The organism is Leifsonia sp. HAY1-4F, from assembly GCF_056755275.1.
On the sequence record NZ_JBNDHX010000093.1, the window covers coordinates 1 to 15,087 of the forward strand.

General features: G+C 68.2%; 18 protein-coding genes. 3 read left to right on the forward strand and 15 right to left on the reverse strand.

Annotated elements, in window-relative coordinates; genetic code table 11:
- Nucleotides 1-229: 229 nt before the first annotated feature.
- From ACPYOG_RS15355 to pdxS, 10 genes are all read right to left on the reverse strand, one after another.
- Entirely contained in the window at nucleotides 230-598 is a 369-nt protein-coding gene (locus ACPYOG_RS15355; RefSeq protein WP_481295047.1) for a rhodanese-like domain-containing protein, read from the reverse strand.
- 6 nt (nucleotides 599-604) lie between these two features.
- On the reverse strand, nucleotides 605-1,624 hold the full coding sequence (gene secF / locus ACPYOG_RS15360) for a protein translocase subunit SecF (protein WP_481295048.1): 1,020 nt from the start codon (nucleotides 1,622-1,624) through the stop codon (nucleotides 605-607).
- A complete protein-coding gene (secD, locus tag ACPYOG_RS15365) occupies nucleotides 1,624-3,354 on the reverse strand; it encodes a protein translocase subunit SecD (protein ID WP_481295049.1) in 1,731 nt (576 codons plus the stop codon). The genes secF and secD overlap by 1 nt, the downstream gene beginning before the upstream one ends.
- Before the next feature lie 62 nt (nucleotides 3,355-3,416).
- Nucleotides 3,417-3,836 (reverse strand): preprotein translocase subunit YajC, encoded by a 420-nt coding sequence (yajC, locus tag ACPYOG_RS15370; RefSeq protein ID WP_481295050.1) that lies wholly within the window; start codon nucleotides 3,834-3,836, stop codon nucleotides 3,417-3,419.
- A gap of 57 nt (nucleotides 3,837-3,893) precedes the next feature.
- Nucleotides 3,894-4,931 (reverse strand): Holliday junction branch migration DNA helicase RuvB, encoded by a 1,038-nt coding sequence (ruvB, locus tag ACPYOG_RS15375; protein ID WP_481295051.1) that lies wholly within the window; start codon nucleotides 4,929-4,931, stop codon nucleotides 3,894-3,896.
- The gene (gene ruvA / locus ACPYOG_RS15380; RefSeq protein WP_481295052.1) at nucleotides 4,928-5,542 is read right to left on the reverse strand and encodes a Holliday junction branch migration protein RuvA; all 615 of its coding nucleotides are present in this window, start codon (nucleotides 5,540-5,542) and stop codon (nucleotides 4,928-4,930) included. Before ruvA ends, ruvB begins: the two co-directional genes overlap by 4 nt.
- Nucleotides 5,539-6,129 carry a crossover junction endodeoxyribonuclease RuvC gene (gene ruvC, locus ACPYOG_RS15385; RefSeq protein WP_481295061.1) on the reverse strand — a complete coding sequence of 197 codons (591 nt, stop codon included), beginning with the start codon at nucleotides 6,127-6,129 and terminating at the stop codon, nucleotides 5,539-5,541. Before ruvC ends, ruvA begins: the two co-directional genes overlap by 4 nt.
- A 28-nt stretch (nucleotides 6,130-6,157) precedes the next feature.
- Nucleotides 6,158-6,922, reverse strand: a complete 765-nt coding sequence (locus ACPYOG_RS15390) for a YebC/PmpR family DNA-binding transcriptional regulator (RefSeq protein WP_090037875.1) — start codon at nucleotides 6,920-6,922, stop codon at nucleotides 6,158-6,160.
- 33 nt (nucleotides 6,923-6,955) lie between these two features.
- Entirely contained in the window at nucleotides 6,956-7,567 is a 612-nt protein-coding gene (gene pdxT / locus ACPYOG_RS15395) for a pyridoxal 5'-phosphate synthase glutaminase subunit PdxT (RefSeq protein ID WP_481295062.1), read from the reverse strand.
- A gap of 3 nt (nucleotides 7,568-7,570) precedes the next feature.
- The gene (pdxS, locus tag ACPYOG_RS15400) at nucleotides 7,571-8,476 is read right to left on the reverse strand and encodes a pyridoxal 5'-phosphate synthase lyase subunit PdxS (protein ID WP_481295053.1); all 906 of its coding nucleotides are present in this window, start codon (nucleotides 8,474-8,476) and stop codon (nucleotides 7,571-7,573) included.
- 111 nt (nucleotides 8,477-8,587) lie between these two features.
- Between pdxS and ACPYOG_RS15405 the strand changes: the two genes are divergently transcribed.
- Nucleotides 8,588-9,907 (forward strand): aminotransferase class I/II-fold pyridoxal phosphate-dependent enzyme, encoded by a 1,320-nt coding sequence (locus ACPYOG_RS15405; protein ID WP_481295063.1) that lies wholly within the window; start codon nucleotides 8,588-8,590, stop codon nucleotides 9,905-9,907.
- An 84-nt stretch (nucleotides 9,908-9,991) separates the two neighbouring features.
- Here ACPYOG_RS15405 and ACPYOG_RS15410 read toward each other — a convergent pair whose 3' ends face one another.
- From ACPYOG_RS15410 to ACPYOG_RS15425, 4 genes are all read right to left on the reverse strand, one after another.
- A complete protein-coding gene (locus ACPYOG_RS15410) occupies nucleotides 9,992-10,606 on the reverse strand; it encodes an HIT family protein (RefSeq protein WP_481295054.1) in 615 nt (204 codons plus the stop codon).
- Nucleotides 10,594-12,576, reverse strand: coding sequence for a threonine--tRNA ligase (gene thrS, locus ACPYOG_RS15415; protein WP_481295055.1), 1,983 nt, complete (start codon nucleotides 12,574-12,576; stop codon nucleotides 10,594-10,596). The genes ACPYOG_RS15410 and thrS overlap by 13 nt, the downstream gene beginning before the upstream one ends.
- 89 nt (nucleotides 12,577-12,665) lie before the next feature.
- Nucleotides 12,666-12,872: a hypothetical protein gene (locus ACPYOG_RS15420; protein ID WP_481295056.1), complete on the reverse strand. Its 207-nt coding sequence runs from the start codon at nucleotides 12,870-12,872 to the stop codon at nucleotides 12,666-12,668.
- A 352-nt stretch (nucleotides 12,873-13,224) separates the two neighbouring features.
- On the reverse strand, nucleotides 13,225-13,800 hold the full coding sequence (locus ACPYOG_RS15425; RefSeq protein ID WP_481295057.1) for a helix-turn-helix domain-containing protein: 576 nt from the start codon (nucleotides 13,798-13,800) through the stop codon (nucleotides 13,225-13,227).
- A 77-nt stretch (nucleotides 13,801-13,877) separates the two neighbouring features.
- Here ACPYOG_RS15425 and ACPYOG_RS15430 point away from each other — a divergent pair, with 77 nt between their 5' ends.
- Complete coding sequence (locus ACPYOG_RS15430) at nucleotides 13,878-14,414, forward strand: DUF2127 domain-containing protein (protein ID WP_481295058.1); 537 nt, start codon at nucleotides 13,878-13,880, stop codon at nucleotides 14,412-14,414.
- 204 nt (nucleotides 14,415-14,618) lie between these two features.
- On the opposite strand, the gene ACPYOG_RS15435 is transcribed toward ACPYOG_RS15430, so the two are convergent.
- A complete protein-coding gene (locus tag ACPYOG_RS15435; RefSeq protein ID WP_481295059.1) occupies nucleotides 14,619-14,837 on the reverse strand; it encodes a hypothetical protein in 219 nt (72 codons plus the stop codon).
- Nucleotides 14,838-14,847: 10 nt separating this feature from the next.
- Between ACPYOG_RS15435 and ACPYOG_RS15440 the strand changes: the two genes are divergently transcribed.
- Nucleotides 14,848-15,087, forward strand: a 240-nt coding sequence (locus ACPYOG_RS15440) for a GH25 family lysozyme (protein ID WP_481295060.1), incomplete at its 3' end; no start/stop codon positions are given.

Here is a 15,087-nt window from a genome sequence, read left to right on the forward strand (position 1 = left end):
GGAATACGCGCGCTCGATGAGCGACAGGTCGGCCTTCGGGTGGTGCATCCGCACCGTGCGAATCAGTGTGTCGACGGCCCCGGAGGGCTGAGCCCGCGAAAAGATCCGGGGCACCAGGCGGCGCAGCGAAGCGGTCTGCGATGTCGTTGTGTCAACCATTCGCGCGCGCCTCCTGACGTCTATTATGGCCGCTCCCGCACACCGTTCTTTCACGGTGGACGCGGTCGGCCTAGACGATCGCTCCTGGCGTACCGTCGTCGCGGACCACCGGGCCCCCGTCGGCCTGCCAGGCTGCCATCCCGCCCGCGACGTTGGCGGCAGGATAGTTCGCCTCGATCAGCGCTTGGGCGACCATCCGCGACCGGCCCCCGACGAGGCAGACCACCAGCAGCTGGCGATCCTCCGGCAGCTCGTGCTGACGAGCGCCCAGCTCACCGAGAGGGATGTGATGGGCAGCAGGCGCATGGCCCGCCTCCCATTCGTGATTCTCACGCACATCGAGCAGCCAGGCCTCGCCGGCGTCGACCAGCTCCCGGGCACGCGAGACGGACACCTCGTCGTCCGGCAGGAACCGTGGCTGAGCGGAGGTGTCCGACATGCGTGTCTACTCCGAGGCGGCGACGACCGCGTCGCTCTTCACAGCGGCCCGCGGCCGGATGGAGAGCACCTTGATGTCGTGCTTACGGATGGCCGGCTCCTTCTCGCGGAACTGCGAGTACATCGGCGCCGCCAGGAAGATGGTCGAGTAGGTGCCGACGACGATGCCGATGAGGAGCGCGAGCGAGATGTCGCGGAGCGTGGCTGCGCCAAGGGCGTAGGCGCCGATGAAGAGAATGGACGCGACCGGCAGCACCGCGACGACCGCGGTGTTGATGGAGCGCACGAGCGTCTGATTCACCGCCAGGTTGACGGCTTCGGGGAACGTCCGCCGCGTGAGCTCCAGCTCCTCCTTGGTGTTCTCGCGGATCTTGTCGAACACCACGACGGTGTCGTACAGCGAGTAGCCGAGGATGGTCAGGAAGCCGATCATCGTCGCCGGCGAGACCTCGAATCCGACGAGCGCGTAGACGCCCGCCGTGATGATCAGGTCGTGGAACAGCGAGACGATCGCCGCAGCCGACATCTTCCAGGTGCGGAAGTACAGCGCCATGGCGATGAACGCCAGCAAGAGGAACACGATGAGACCCTGAATGGACTGCTGCGTCACGTCCGCACCCCAGGATGGGCCGATGAACGTCGCAGACACCTCCGACGAGTTCACCCCGTACGCCTTGGCCAGCGCATCGGACACGTCGTGGGTCTGCGACTCCGAGAGCTGGTCCGTCTGGACCCGCACCGCGTTCGCTCCGACGACGCTCACGTGGGAGACGGCATTCGGCACGACACTCGTGACAGCGCCCTGCGCCTTCGTCGTATCCGTGCTCTGCACGTCGCTGATCTGGAACTGCGATCCACCGCGGAACTCGATCGAGAAGTTGAATCCACCTCTCAGCACCGGGACCAGGATCGAGAGCACCACCATCACCGCAGCGATGGCGTACCAGATCTTCCGCCGGCCGACGAAGTCGATCGAGTGCGCCCCGGTGTAGAGGTCGTTACCGAATTTCACAAGACGGCTGGCCATCAGGAGTCCTTCCCCTCGGTCGAGCGATCCGAGGACACCGTCGCGCCGGCGAGCTCTGCCGCCTTGCGCTCGGCGATCGTCTGGCGGCGAGCCGCCTCCTTGCTGCTGCGTGCAGCGGTGCCGACGCCGACCGTCGCCGTCGGCGCGCGGAAGCGTGCCGCGCCGCGGTAGACGGCGCCGAGCGCCTGCGGGTCGAGACCGGACATCGTGTGCCCGGAGCTGAAGAACCGGGTCCGTGCCAGCAGCTGAAGCGTCGGGTGGGTGAAGAGGAGTACGACGATCACGTCGATGATGGTGGTCAGCCCCAGCGTGAACGCGAAGCCGCGGACGTTGGCGGCGGCGAGGACGTACAGCACGACCGCCGCGAGGAGGTTGGTGGCCTTCGACGCGTAGATCGTGCGCCGTGCACGCGCCCAGCCGGCCTCGACGGCGGACTCCAGCCCGCGTCCGTCGCGCAACTCGTCTCGGATGCGCTCGAAGTACACGATGAACGAGTCCGCCGTGAAGCCGATCGCGACGATCAAGCCCGCGACGCCAGCGAGGGACAACCGGTAGTCGTAGTGCCACGAGAGCAGCGAGATCGTGAGCCAGGACAGCGCACCCGCCACGACGAGGGAGAAGATCGTGACGAGACCGAGCAGGCGGTACTGGAAGAACGTGTAGATGGCGACCAGGATCAGGCCGATCAGGCCGGCGATCAGACCGCTGAGCAGCTGCGAGGTTCCGAGCGTCGCCGAGATCGTGTCCTGGCTCTGCACCTTGAAGCTGAACGGGAGGGCGCCGAACTTGAGCTGGTCCGCGAGCGCCTTCGCCGTGGTCTCGGTGAAGTTTCCGGTGATCTGCGGCTTGCCGTCCGTGATGGCCGCCTGCGTCGTCGGAGCCGAGATGACCTTGCCGTCGAGGACGATCGCGAACTGGTTCTGTGCGTCCTTGAGGGCCACGAGCCGCGTGGTGACGTCGGCGAACGCCTTGGTCCCCGCGCCGTTGAACACGATGTTGACGGCCCACTGGCCGGTGGTGACGCCCTGCGAGCTCTGCACGAGGCCCGCGTTGGCGTCCGAGATGTCCTGACCCTTGACCTCGACCGGGCCGAGCAGGTACTTGACCGTGTTCTGGTCGTCACAGGTGATGAGCGGCTGATCCGTGGGCGCGGCGCTGGTGGCCTTCTTGGCGTTCGCCTTGCAGTCGTAGGCGTTGAACTCCGCCTGCAGCTTGGGGGTGATCCACGCGAGGTCGCTGCCGTTCGTCGGCTTGCTCGACGGCGTGGACTGGAGTCCCGGCGCCGGCGTCGGGGCGGGCGTCGACTTACCGTCCGCTCCGACGACCTCGTTGGTCGGTCCGCCGGCGACGAGCACGGGGCGGAAGTCGAGGCGTGCGCTCGACTTCACCCGGTCGAGCGTCGCCTGATCCGGCTTGCCGGGCAGCGACACCACGATGTTGCGCGAGCCCTCGGTGGAGATCTGCGCCTCGGAGACGCCGGACGCGTCGATGCGCTGGCGGATGATCGAGACGGCCTGATCCAGCTGCTCCTGCTGCACGGACTGACCGTTCTGCACCTGCGGCGAGAGGATGATCTGCGTGCCGCCCTCGAGGTCGAGGGCGAGTTTGGGCAACCAGGTGGCGTTACTGAGGAGGACGCCGGCCGTGAGGGTGCCCAGGAGCACTACCACGATGACGCCGAGCCAACTCAGCGAACGCCAGGCTTTTTTGACCGGGGTCGACTTTGCCACCAGGAACTCAGCTTTCTACGAGCGTTCCCGCGCCTCGGAGGCGCGGGAACACAGGGAATGTTTTAGTCGTCGCTCTTCGAGCCGGGCTTCTTCGACGTGTCATCGAGCCGCTCGCCGTACTCCGGCTGGGTCGCGTCTGTGTCCTCGGCGCTGATCGCGTGGTCCTCGTTCAGCTCGATGCCGGGGGTTTCGGCATCGTCGTCGGCGACGGGCTCGGTGGGGGTCGGCTCGACAACGCGAGCGAGCACCTGGCGGTGCACCTTCACGACGTGGCCAGGGCTCGTCTCGATGACGGCCGTGTTGTCGTCCTCGTTCACCGAGACGAGCGTGCCGTACAGACCGAAGTTGGTCATGACCTCGGCTCCGGGCACCATCTTCGAGCGCGTCTGCTCCTGATCGTGGCGCCGCTTACGGCTGTTGCGCCACATGAAGAAGACCAGGGCCGCCAGAATGACGACCATGAGGATGGTCAACGGATCCATTAAGTTGCCGAGCCTTTCAATGGGGGGCAAGGGGGTTGGCCGAACGGCCAGCTTGGATTATATGTCATCGATCAGTGTCGGAGCCTGTGAGGATTCCCGCCGCGGGCTGGGCATCCCGAGGTGACGCCAGGCGGCAGCGGTCGCCACGCGGCCACGGGGCGTGCGTGAGAGCAGCCCGATCCGCACCAGGAACGGCTCGACGACCGATTCGATCGTCTCCGCCTCCTCACCGACGGACACGGCGAGGGTGTTGAGTCCGACCGGACCGCCCTCGAATCGCTCCAGCAGGATGTGCAGCACGGCCCGGTCGAGACGGTCAAGACCCAGCGGATCGACATCGTAGAGCTCGAGCGCGGCGCGCACGGCAGCCACATCCGCACGTCCCCCGTGCACGAGAGCGTAGTCGCGCACCCGGCGCAGCAGCCGATTCGCGATGCGCGGCGTCCCCCGGCAGCGCCCGGCGATCTCGGCCAGCGCCTCCCGGTCGACCTCGAACTCCAGCATCGTGGCGGCCCGCGAGAGCACTTGAGCGAGCTCCGCCTCGTCGTAGAACTCCAGGTGGGCCGTGAACCCGAACCGGTCGCGCAGCGGATTCGGCAGGAGGCCGGAGCGGGTCGTCGCGCCGACCAGCGTGAACGGCGCCAGGTCGAGCGGGATGGACGTGGCGCCGGCGCCCTTGCCGACCATGATGTCGATGCGGAAGTCCTCCATCGCGAGGTACAGCATCTCCTCCGCCGACCGCGCCATGCGGTGGATCTCGTCGATGAAGAGCACTTCGCCGGGAGTGAGCGAGGACAGTAGCGCGGCCAGATCGCCGGCGTGCTGGATGGCGGGGCCGCTGGAGAGCCGCAGCGGACGGCCGCTCTCGTGCGCCACGATCATCGCCAAGGTCGTCTTCCCGAGGCCGGGAGGGCCGGCGAGGAGGATGTGGTCGGGCGTCCGTTCCTGCATCCGCGCCGCCGTGAGGAGCAGCTGCAACTGCCCGCGGACTTTCGCCTGGCCGACGAACTCGGCGAGGCTCCGCGGGCGCAGCGCGCCTTCGAAAGCGAGTTCCGACTCCGATTCGAGCTCGGGCGCCGTCAGGTCGTCCGTCATCGTCGCGCCGCCGGTCCGAGCCGGCCGAGGGTGAGTCGGAGGAGCGTCTGGACGCTGTCGCGCTGCGCCTCGTCGGTGTCGGCGACGACCTCGGTGACCGCCTCGGCCGCCACCTTCTCGGGCCAGCCCAGCCCCATAAGCGCGACGAGCACGCTGTCGGACACGGACGAGGGCGCAGCGGCGGCCTTCGTCGCACGTGCAGGACGTCGGATCACCGCGATTTTGCCGGTCAGCGAGAGGACGATCAGCTTCGCGGTCTTCGGCCCGATTCCGGATACCTTCCGGAAGGGGGCGTCGTCGTCCGCCGACACGGCCTCGGCGATCTCGTCCGGCGAGAGCACGGACAGCACGCCGATCGCGGATTTCGGCCCGACGCCCGAGACGCCGTTGAGCAGTTCGAACACCTCCAGCTGCTCCCGGTCGGCGAACCCGAAGAGCTGCAGCGCATCCTCACGGACGATCAGAGAGGTATGGATGAACGCCTCCTCTCCGACCCGCAGCGACAGGACGTGATCGGGCGTCAGCTGCACGGCGAAGCCGACGCCGCCCACCTCGATGACGGCGGTGCCGCCGCTCGCAGAGAGCACGGTGCCGCGGAGGGAGGAGATCACCGTGCCAGCCTACGGGGAGCCCCCGACGTCCGGCCGGAGCGCTCCGCGGCGCGCCACGCCTGTTGCGCGGGGGTGAGGGCCGTACCCGTCCCTCCCCCGGTGTCCGGTGCAACCGGGCCGCCACGCCAGGCATGGCAGATGGCGATCGCGAGCGCATCCGCTGCATCCGCCGGCTTCGGCACCTCGGCGAGCCCGAGGATGCGCGCCACCATGGCCTGCACCTGCCTCTTGTCGGCGGATCCGTATCCCGTGATCGCCGCCTTGACCTCGCTGGGAGTGTGAAGGGCGACCGGCAGTCCGCGCTTCGCCGCTGAATGGAGCGCGACGCCGCTGACCTGCGCGGTGCCCATCACCGTGCGGAGGTTGTGCTGCGCGAACACCCGCTCGATCGCCACCACTGCGGGACGGTGCTCGTCGAGGAGCTGTTCGATCCCGTTGCCCACGGCGAGGAGCCGCTCCTCGAGCGGCATCGCCGGCGGCGTGCGGATGACCGTCACGGCCACGAGCGTCGCTTTGCGGTCGGGACGCACGTCGACGATCCCGACGCCGCAGCGCGTGAGACCCGGGTCGATGCCGAGCACCCGGATCGTCATCGGCTCGGCCTACGCGTCGGCACTACTCGTCGTCATCGTCGAGCTGCGCCTGCACCTCGGGGCTGATGTCGAGGTTCGTGTAGACGTTCTGCACGTCGTCAGAGTCCTCGAGGGCGTCGATGAGCCGGAAGACCTTGCGTGCGACCTCGGCGTCGGCCTCGACGTTGACCGTCGCGACGAACTCCGCGTCCGCCGAGTCGTAGTCGATGCCGGCCTCCTGGAGGGCGGTACGCGCTCCGACCAGATCGGATGCCTCCGTCACCACCTCGAAGCTCTCGCCGCGATCGGTGACCTCCTCGGCGCCCGCCTCGAGCACGGCGGCGAGGACGCTGTCCTCATCCACACCGTCGGCGTGCGGGACGACGATGACACCCTTGCGGTGGAAGTTGTACGCGACGCTGCCCGGGTCGGCCATCGTGCCGCCGTTGCGGGTCATCGCCGTGCGCACCTCGGCGGCCGCGCGGTTCCGGTTCTCGGTGAGGCACTCGATCAGGAGGGCGACGCCGCCAGGGCCGTAGCCCTCGTACATGATCGTGATGTAGTCGATCGACTCGCCGGTGAGACCGGCGCCGCGCTTGATGGCACGGTCGATGTTGTCGTTGGGGACCGAGGTCTTCTTGGCCTTCTGGACCGCATCCACGAGGGTCGGGTTGCCGGACATGTCGGCGCCGCCCGTCTTCGCCGCGACCTCGATGTTCTTGATCAGCTTGGCGAAGGACTTCGCTCGGCGGGCGTCGATGACGGCCTTCTTGTGCTTGGTCGTTGCCCACTTGGAATGCCCGGACACTGGTGCTCCCTCGTCTTACGTCTGAAAACTCGTCTATTGTACGCGAGCGACGTCCCGGACCCTCTGCAGAAAGTACTTGTGGAAGCGCGTGTCCCCGGTGATCTCGGGATGGAACGAGGTGCCGACGAGGTTGCCCTGCTCCACGGCGACCACGCGTCCGTCGTCCACCCGGGCGAGTGCCGTCGCCTTCTCGCCGACGCTCTCCACGATGGGCGCCCGGATGAAGACCGCGTGCATCGGCTCGTCCCCGAGCGCCGGAATGTCGAGGTCCGTCTCGAAGGAGTCCACCTGCGAGCCGAACGCGTTGCGGCGCACCGCGACATCCAGTCCGCCGAGGGTCTGCTGACCGGCGATGCCGTCGAGGATGCGGTCGGCCAGCATGATCAGCCCAGCGCACGTCCCGTACACCGGGAGTCCCCCGGCGATCGCGTCGCGCAGCGGCTCGGCGAGCCCGAAGGCGCGGGACAGCTTGTCCATCACGCTCGACTCGCCGCCGGGGATGACCAGGCCGCCGATCTCCTCCAGCTCCTCCGGCCGCCGCACAGGCACGGCGTCGGCGCCCAGGCCCCGCAGGACCGCGATGTGCTCGCGGAAGTCGCCCTGCAGGGCGAGGACGCCGACCTTCGGGCCACGCTCCTCGGTCAGCACTTACCAGCCACGCTCGGCGAGGCGGTGCGGCGCAGGCAGATCGGTGACGTTGATGCCGACCATGGCCTCCCCGAGGCCACGGGAGACCTCGGCGATGACCGTGGGGTCGTCGTAGAAGGTGGTCGCCTTGACGATCGCCGCCGCGCGCTGCTCCGGGTTGCCGGACTTGAAGATGCCGGAGCCGACGAACACGCCGTCCGCGCCGAGCTGCATCATCATTGCAGCGTCCGCCGGGGTGGCCACGCCGCCCGCGGTGAACAGCACGACCGGCAGCTTGCCGGTCTCGGCGATCTCGCGCACCAGTTCGTAGGGCGCCTGCAGCTCCTTGGCCGCGACATACAGCTCGTCCTTGGTCATCGACGTCAGGGCGTTGATCTCAGAAGTGATCTTGCGGATGTGCTTGGTCGCCTCGGAGACGTCGCCGGTGCCCGCCTCGCCCTTGGAGCGGATCATCGCCGCACCCTCGTTGATGCGACGAAGCGCCTCGCCCAGGTTGGTGGCACCGCACACGAACGGGACGGTGAACCGCCACTTGTCGATGTGGTTGACGTAGTCGGCGGGCGAGAGCACCTCGGACTCGTCGATGTAGTCGACGTCGAGCGCCTGCAGCACCTGGGCCTCCACGAAGTGGCCGATGCGCGCCTTCGCCATGACCGGGATGGACACCTCGCTGATGATCGCCTCGATGAGGTCCGGGTCGCTCATCCGAGCGACGCCGCCCTGCGAACGGATGTCGGCGGGCACGCGCTCGAGCGCCATCACCGCGACGGCTCCGGCATCCTCTGCGATGCGGGCCTGCTGGGGAGTGACGACATCCATGATGACGCCGCCCTTCAGCATCTCGGCGAGCCCGCGCTTCACACGGCTCGATCCCGTGAAGGTGCCCTGTTCGTTGTCTGTCATCATCGCCCTCTCGTGCACACAAAGATTCTTTTGGCCTATGCCGAACGATAGCATCCCCGCGCGCGTCGCTAGACTCGCCAACGGAGCGCTCGCGTGAGCCTCCCGGGGAGCGACATGGACGAGCACGGCATAACGGGTACGACGGCGTCGGAGATCGCTGCCAGCGTGCGCGCGCTGCACGAGCGCGGGGCACTGCGCCGCGGCGACGCCCTTCCCCCGGTGCGCGAGCTGGCCGAGCTGCTGCGGGTCAACCGGAACACCGCCGTGGCCGCCTACCGCCTGCTGGCTCAGGCCGGCGTCGTCACCGCCCGCGGGCGCGCCGGGACCGTGATCGCCGGACTGGAAGCAGTCGCCCAGGAGGGCTATGCCGCCGGCAGCGTGCTGCGCGACATCGGGACGGGCAACCCCGACCCCCGCCGCATCCCCGACCCGTCCGCTGCGCTGGCCGGCGCGATCGGCCGTCCGGTGCTCTACGGCGAGCCCGTCGTCGACCCGGCCCTCGAGGAGCGCGCACGGGACTGGGTGCGCGACGACCTGCCCGATCAGCCCGTGCGGATCACCATCACGAACGGCGCAGTGGATGCTGTCGAGCGGCTGCTCGCCCAGGCACTCTTGCGGGACGACGCCGTGGCACTCGAGGATCCGTGCTTCCTCTCCAGCATCCACACGGTCCGGCTCGGCGGCTACCGAGCCGTCCCGGTGCCGGTCGACGCGGAAGGGATGACCGTCGCCGGCCTCCGCGCAGCGCTGGAGGCCGGAGTCCGCGCGATCATCTGCACGCCGAGAGCGCAGAACCCGACGGGCGCGACCCTCTCCCCCGGCCGCGCCGCCGAGTTGCGCGGGCTGCTCGCCGACCACCCGTACGTGCTCGTCATCGAGGACGACCACTTCTCGATGCTGTCCCAGCGCCCCTACGAGTCGCTGATCGGGCCGGGGCACCTCCGTTTCGCCCTGGTGCGCTCGGTGTCCAAGTTCCTCGGGCCGGACATGTGCCTCGCGGTCGCAGCGACGGACCCGGAGACGGCCGAGCGCCTCTCCTTCCGCCTCAGCCCGGGGACCACGTGGGTCAGCCACATCCTGCAGCGGCTCGTGCTCGCCCAGCTGACGGACGAGACGGCGCTCCGGACCATCGCCGAAGCCGGGCGGCACTACGCCGCGCGGAACGCCGCCTTCGCCGCGCGGCTGGCCGAGCGCGGACTCCCCGCCGAGGCCCGGGACGGACTCAACCTCTGGCTCGAGCTGCCCGTGGAGGCGCGGATCGTCGCCGATCGCCTGATGCGGCGCGGCTGGCTGGCGCGCACCGGTGACGAGTTCCTGCTGGGCGAGCAGCCCGCACGGTCCCATCACCTGCGGCTCACCGTGCACGATCTGAGCGACGAGGAGGCCGGCCGCCTCGTCGACGACCTGAGCGACGCGAGCGCGCCCGGGACCTGACCCGCGCATCCCGTGCGAGTTTCGTCACGAATGTCGCCCTCAACCCCGCTAGAGCGACGATTCGTCACGAATGTCGGAGGGGAGCTACTCGCTGGGCCAGGCGGCCGCGATCGTCGCGCGGACATCGCCGAGGAGCTGGGGCAGGGCCTTCGTCTTCGCGATGATCGGCAGGAAGTTCGCGTCCTGCGCCCAGCGCGGGACGACGTGCTGGTGCAGGTGCGCGGCGACGCCGGCTCCCGCGATCACGCCCTGATTCATCCCCAGGTTGAACCCGTCGTTCTTCGACACCTGGCGGATGACGCGCATCGCCGTCTGGGTCAGGCTGCCGATCTCGGCGACCTCTTCCGGCGTGGCCTCGTCGTACAGGGCGATATGGCGGTAGGGGCACACCAGCAGGTGCCCGCTGTTGTACGGGAACAGGTTGAGCAGAGCGTAGGCGTGCGTCCCACGGGCGACGATCAGCGCCTCCTCGTCGCTCAGGCTGGGGGCGACGCAGAACGGGCAGTCGTCCTTCGTGGGCTGGGCGCCGCTCTGGATGTACACCATCCGGTGAGGAGTCCACAACCGCTGGAACTCGTCGGGCACGCCGACGAGGTACGACGGGTCGTCCACGCGCACCGGCTCCCCGGCAGCGGGCGCGGTGTCGTCCGCGCCCTCACCGGGGCTCGCGTCGTAGGACCCGAGGTTCAGTCGTGCCATGCCGTGTCGACCAGCTCGTGCGACCGGATGCTCTCCACGATCCGCTCGATCGCCTCATCCACGGTCACCCCGTTGCGCTGGGTGCCGTCCCGGAAGCGGAAGCTGACCGTCCCGGCGGACGCGTCCTCCTCGCCGACGATGAGCTGGAAAGGCACTTTGGCCTTGGTGTGCGTGCGGATCTTCTTCTGCATCCGATCGTCCGAATGGTCCACCTCTGCCCGCACGCCCCGGGCGCGGAGCCGCGAGATCACGTCGTCGAGGAACGGCGCGTACTGGTCCGCCACCGGGATGCCGACCACCTGGACCGGCGACAGCCAGACCGGGAAGGCGCCCGCGTAGTGCTCCAGCAGGATGGCGAAGAACCGCTCGATCGATCCGAGCAGGGCACGGTGGATCATCGCCGGCTGCTTCCGCGTGCCGTCGGCCGCGTTGTACTCCAGCTCGAACAGTTCCGGCTGGTTGAAGTCCAGCTGGACCGTGGAGAGCTGCCAGGTGCGTCCGATCGCATCCCGGGCCTGCACGGAGATCTTCGGCCCATAGAACGCGGCCCCACCCGGATCGTCGACGAGCTCGAGCCCGGATTCGATCGCGACCTCGCGCAGCGTCTCGGTCGCGGTCTCCCAGCTCTCGTCGCTTCCGACGTACTTGTCCGGATCCTTCGTGGAGAGCTCCAGGTAGAAGTCGCTGAGGCCGTAGCCGCGCAGGGTCTCGAGCACGAACTCCAGCTGGCGGGCGACCTCGTCCTTGATCTGCTCGTCGGTCACGTAGATGTGCGCGTCGTCCTGGGTGAGGCCGCGGACGCGCGTCAGCCCGGCCAGCGTGCCCGACTTCTCGTACCGGTACACGGTCCCGAACTCGGCCAGCCGCAGCGGCAGCTCGCGATAGCTGCGGCCGCGCGCGCGGAAGATCAGGTTGTGCATCGGGCAGTTCATCGGCTTGAGGTAGTAGTCCTGCCCCTGCCTGGTGATGTTGCCGTCCGCGTCTCGCTCCTCGTCGAGGTGCATGGGCGGGAACATCCCGTCTTTGTACCAGTTGAGGTGCTGGCTGATCTCGTACAGGTGCGCCTTCGTGATGTGCGGCGTGTTTACCAGCTCGTAGTCGTTCGCGATCAGCCGTTCGCGCATGAAGTTCTCGATCTCGTTGCGGATGATCCCGCCCTTGGGATGGAACACCGCCAGTCCGGAGCCGATCTCCTCCGGGAAGCTGAACAGGTCGAGCTCTGCGCCGAGCTTGCGGTGGTCGCGCTTGGCGGCCTCCTCCATCCGCGTCTGGTAGGCGCGCAACTCGTCCTTGCTGGGCCACGCCGTCCCGTAGACGCGCTGCAGCTGCTTGTTCTTCTCGTTGCCGCGCCAGTACGCCGCGGCCACGCGGGTGAGCGCCCAGCCGTTGCCGATCATCCGGGTGTTCGGGAGGTGCGGGCCGCGGCAGAGGTCCTTCCAGACCGTCTCGCCCGACTTCGGGTCGACGTTGTCGTAGATGGTCAGCTCACCGGAGCCGACCTCGACCGACTCGCTCTCGTCGAAGGCTGCCGTGTCGCCGTGCTGCGCTCCGCCCTTCAGCCCGATGAGTTCGAGCTTGTACGGCTCGCCGGCGAGCTCGGCGCGGGCCTTCTCGTCGGTGACGACGCGGCGCACGAACCGCTGGCCCGCCCGGACGATGCGGGACATCTCCTTCTCGAGAGCCTTCAGGTCCCCGGGAGTGAACGCCTCGACGACGTCGAAGTCGTAGTAGAAGCCGTCCGTGATGGGCGGACCGATGCCGAGCTTCGCCTCCGGGTTCACGGACTGCACGGCCTGCGCCAGCACGTGGGCCGTCGAGTGGCGCAGGATGCTGAGGCCCTCCGGCGAATCGATGGTCACCGGCTCCACCAGGTCGGTCGTCGTGACGGTGGTCGCGAGGTCCTTCAGCTCGCCGTTGACGCGCATCGCGACAACGGAACGGTCGGTGAAGAGCTCGAAGCCGTCGGCCACCTGTCCACTCCTAGGATCTGAGGGTTGTTGGGAACCCTCCAACTCTAGCCGGACCCCACCGCCCGCCCCGGTCGCTGGCCGCAGGCCGGTCAGGCGTCCGACGAAGCCGTAGCCGCCGGTAGAACCGCCTGGGCGAGCCAGAGGTACGACTGGCGCGGATCGGACAGTTCCACGGAATCCTCGCCGTAGATTTCGTAGGCGATCTCGACCAGCCGCTCTGGCTCGTCGATGCCGAGGTTTCGGGCAAGGATGCGCAGGTCGTGGAGATCCTGTTCACGAGCGGCCGCCATCTTCATCGCGATCAGCTGCTCCGGAGAGGCCAGGATGACTTCGAAACCCTCTGTTTCCCCGGAAGGACGATCTACGCGTAGCCAGGAGGCGCCGCGCGCGTTGATCCAGTCGACCCCTCGAGCCCTCGTTCCGCGGCCAGCTCAGCGATGACCTCATCCACCTCAGGGCGCGGCTCGTATACCGCATCGATATCGGCGGTCACCCTGATCGATGGATCGTCTGGAAAGCGCAGGGCCATCGCCGCTCCGCCGATGATACGGATGTTGCCGCTCACCCCTCGGAGATGGAGGCGCCTAACGAGTTCGTCAAGCAGGTCACGCAGCTTCTGAACGTCGAGTTGACCTCGGGGAACCCGAGTCATGCCCGGCTCAGGGATCGCTCGTCGACGAAGATGTTGAGCCGCCTGAGTTCGGGAGGAGTGCTCGTCTTCGCACGTTCGCGAAGAGGCTCGAACTGCGAGACATACCAGGGCCGGGAAAGTCGTCTCGGTGTGGCCCACGTCGGCTTGTCCTTCACGGGAAGGGCCTGCCCGTACAGCGCCCCGAAGAGCGCCTCCCACTTGCGGTCCTTGATCACCGACTCCCGGGCAAGGTTCTGTTCGCAGAACTCATCGCTGCGATCTGTGATGACTTGGACGGCGCGCGTGAGTACCCGTAGAGCGAACGTCTCGCTTCCCGAGTCCAGTGCAGCGTTGATGTCGTCGGTGACGGCTTCGGCGCCATACCGGGCCAGCGGACTCTCCTCCACGGAGGCGTAGCCGACGCGCCGGCCCATGGAAGCGAGGGCCCGCTCCAAGGTCTCCAGTCTGATCGTGCCCTCGCGCTCAGACCGTTCCAGTTGAGAGACCGCGCCCTGGGTGATGCCCATTCGCAGCGCCAGTTCTGCTCCCGTCACCCCGAGACGGAGCCGCGTCGTTTGGATGAGGTTAGACATGAAGAAAGTATAGCTATAGCTAATAATGATGCGCAATAGTCGAACCGCCCGCCCCGGTCGCGCGTACCGTGGAGGGGGTGAGCGCGACACGCCGGAGCCTCCTGGATCGCACCTTCTTCGTCAGCCTCGTGCTCAAAGGACTGGACGGAGCGGTCGAGCTGATCGCCGGCGCAGCGCTCCTCGTGGTGACACCGGCCCAGATCGCCGCCGTGACGCGGGCGCTCACCCGGCACGAGCTGCGCGAGGACCCCAACGACCCCATCGCGAACGCGCTCGTCCACTACACCGGCACCATGAGCGTCTCGGCGACCCTCTTCGGCGCGATCTACCTCCTCGCCCACGGGATCGTGAAGGTGGTCCTGGTCGTCGCCGTCCTCCGCAACAGACTCTGGGCCTACCCGTGGCTGATCGCCTTCCTCGTCGCCTTCATCGGCTACCAGGGGTATGAGCTGATCGTGCACTTCAGCTGGGCCCTGGTCGCTTTGACCGCATTCGACATCTTTATCGTCGTGCTCACCGTGCGCGAGTATCGCGTGCGAAGGCACCACAATCCCGCGGCGGCCAGCGCATCCGCGGAAAGGCCTCAGGCGTCAGACGCGCCCGAAGCCGAGTAGAACGCGCGTGTCACCCCACTGAGGGTCGTGCGCTCCGACACGCTGAACCCTAGACTGATCGAGCCCTACCCTCCCCGACTCGCACTCCGACGGACCCGACCGACGGACACCTCACCTCCTCACAAAGAAGCGGATGTCCCTCATGAGAATCGGTTACCTCGCAGCCGGTGCGCTCGTCTTGTCGCTCCTGCAGGCGACGCCGGCTCAGGCTGCGACGCCATCGGTTCCGACCCCGTCGGCCACCACGAGCACGGCGCCGGTTGCAGCCGCAGCGCCGGACGCGTCCCCCACGCCGGAGCCATCGGCGCCGCCCGCATCCTCAACGCCCGCGCCCGCGCCCACGCCCGCGCCGGCTCCGTCGCCGTCGAGCGCGGACGCCGATCCCTCGCTCGCACAGATGAATGCCGCAGGCGACCACGCCATGGGATCGACGGTGGCAGCCGCGGAAGGTCCGGCCGTCTCCCCGTATGCGCTCAGCCCGGAGGCAGCACTCGGCGTCGGTGGAACGCTCGGGATGGATGTGAGCGGCTGGCAGCCGACCGTCGACTGGAATGCGATGTGGTCCAACGGGGCACGATTCGTCTACATCAAGTCGAGTGAGAGCACGGATTACGTCAGCTCCCACTTCCCCTCCCAGTGGTCGGGTGCGACGAGTGCCGGACTGATCCGGGGC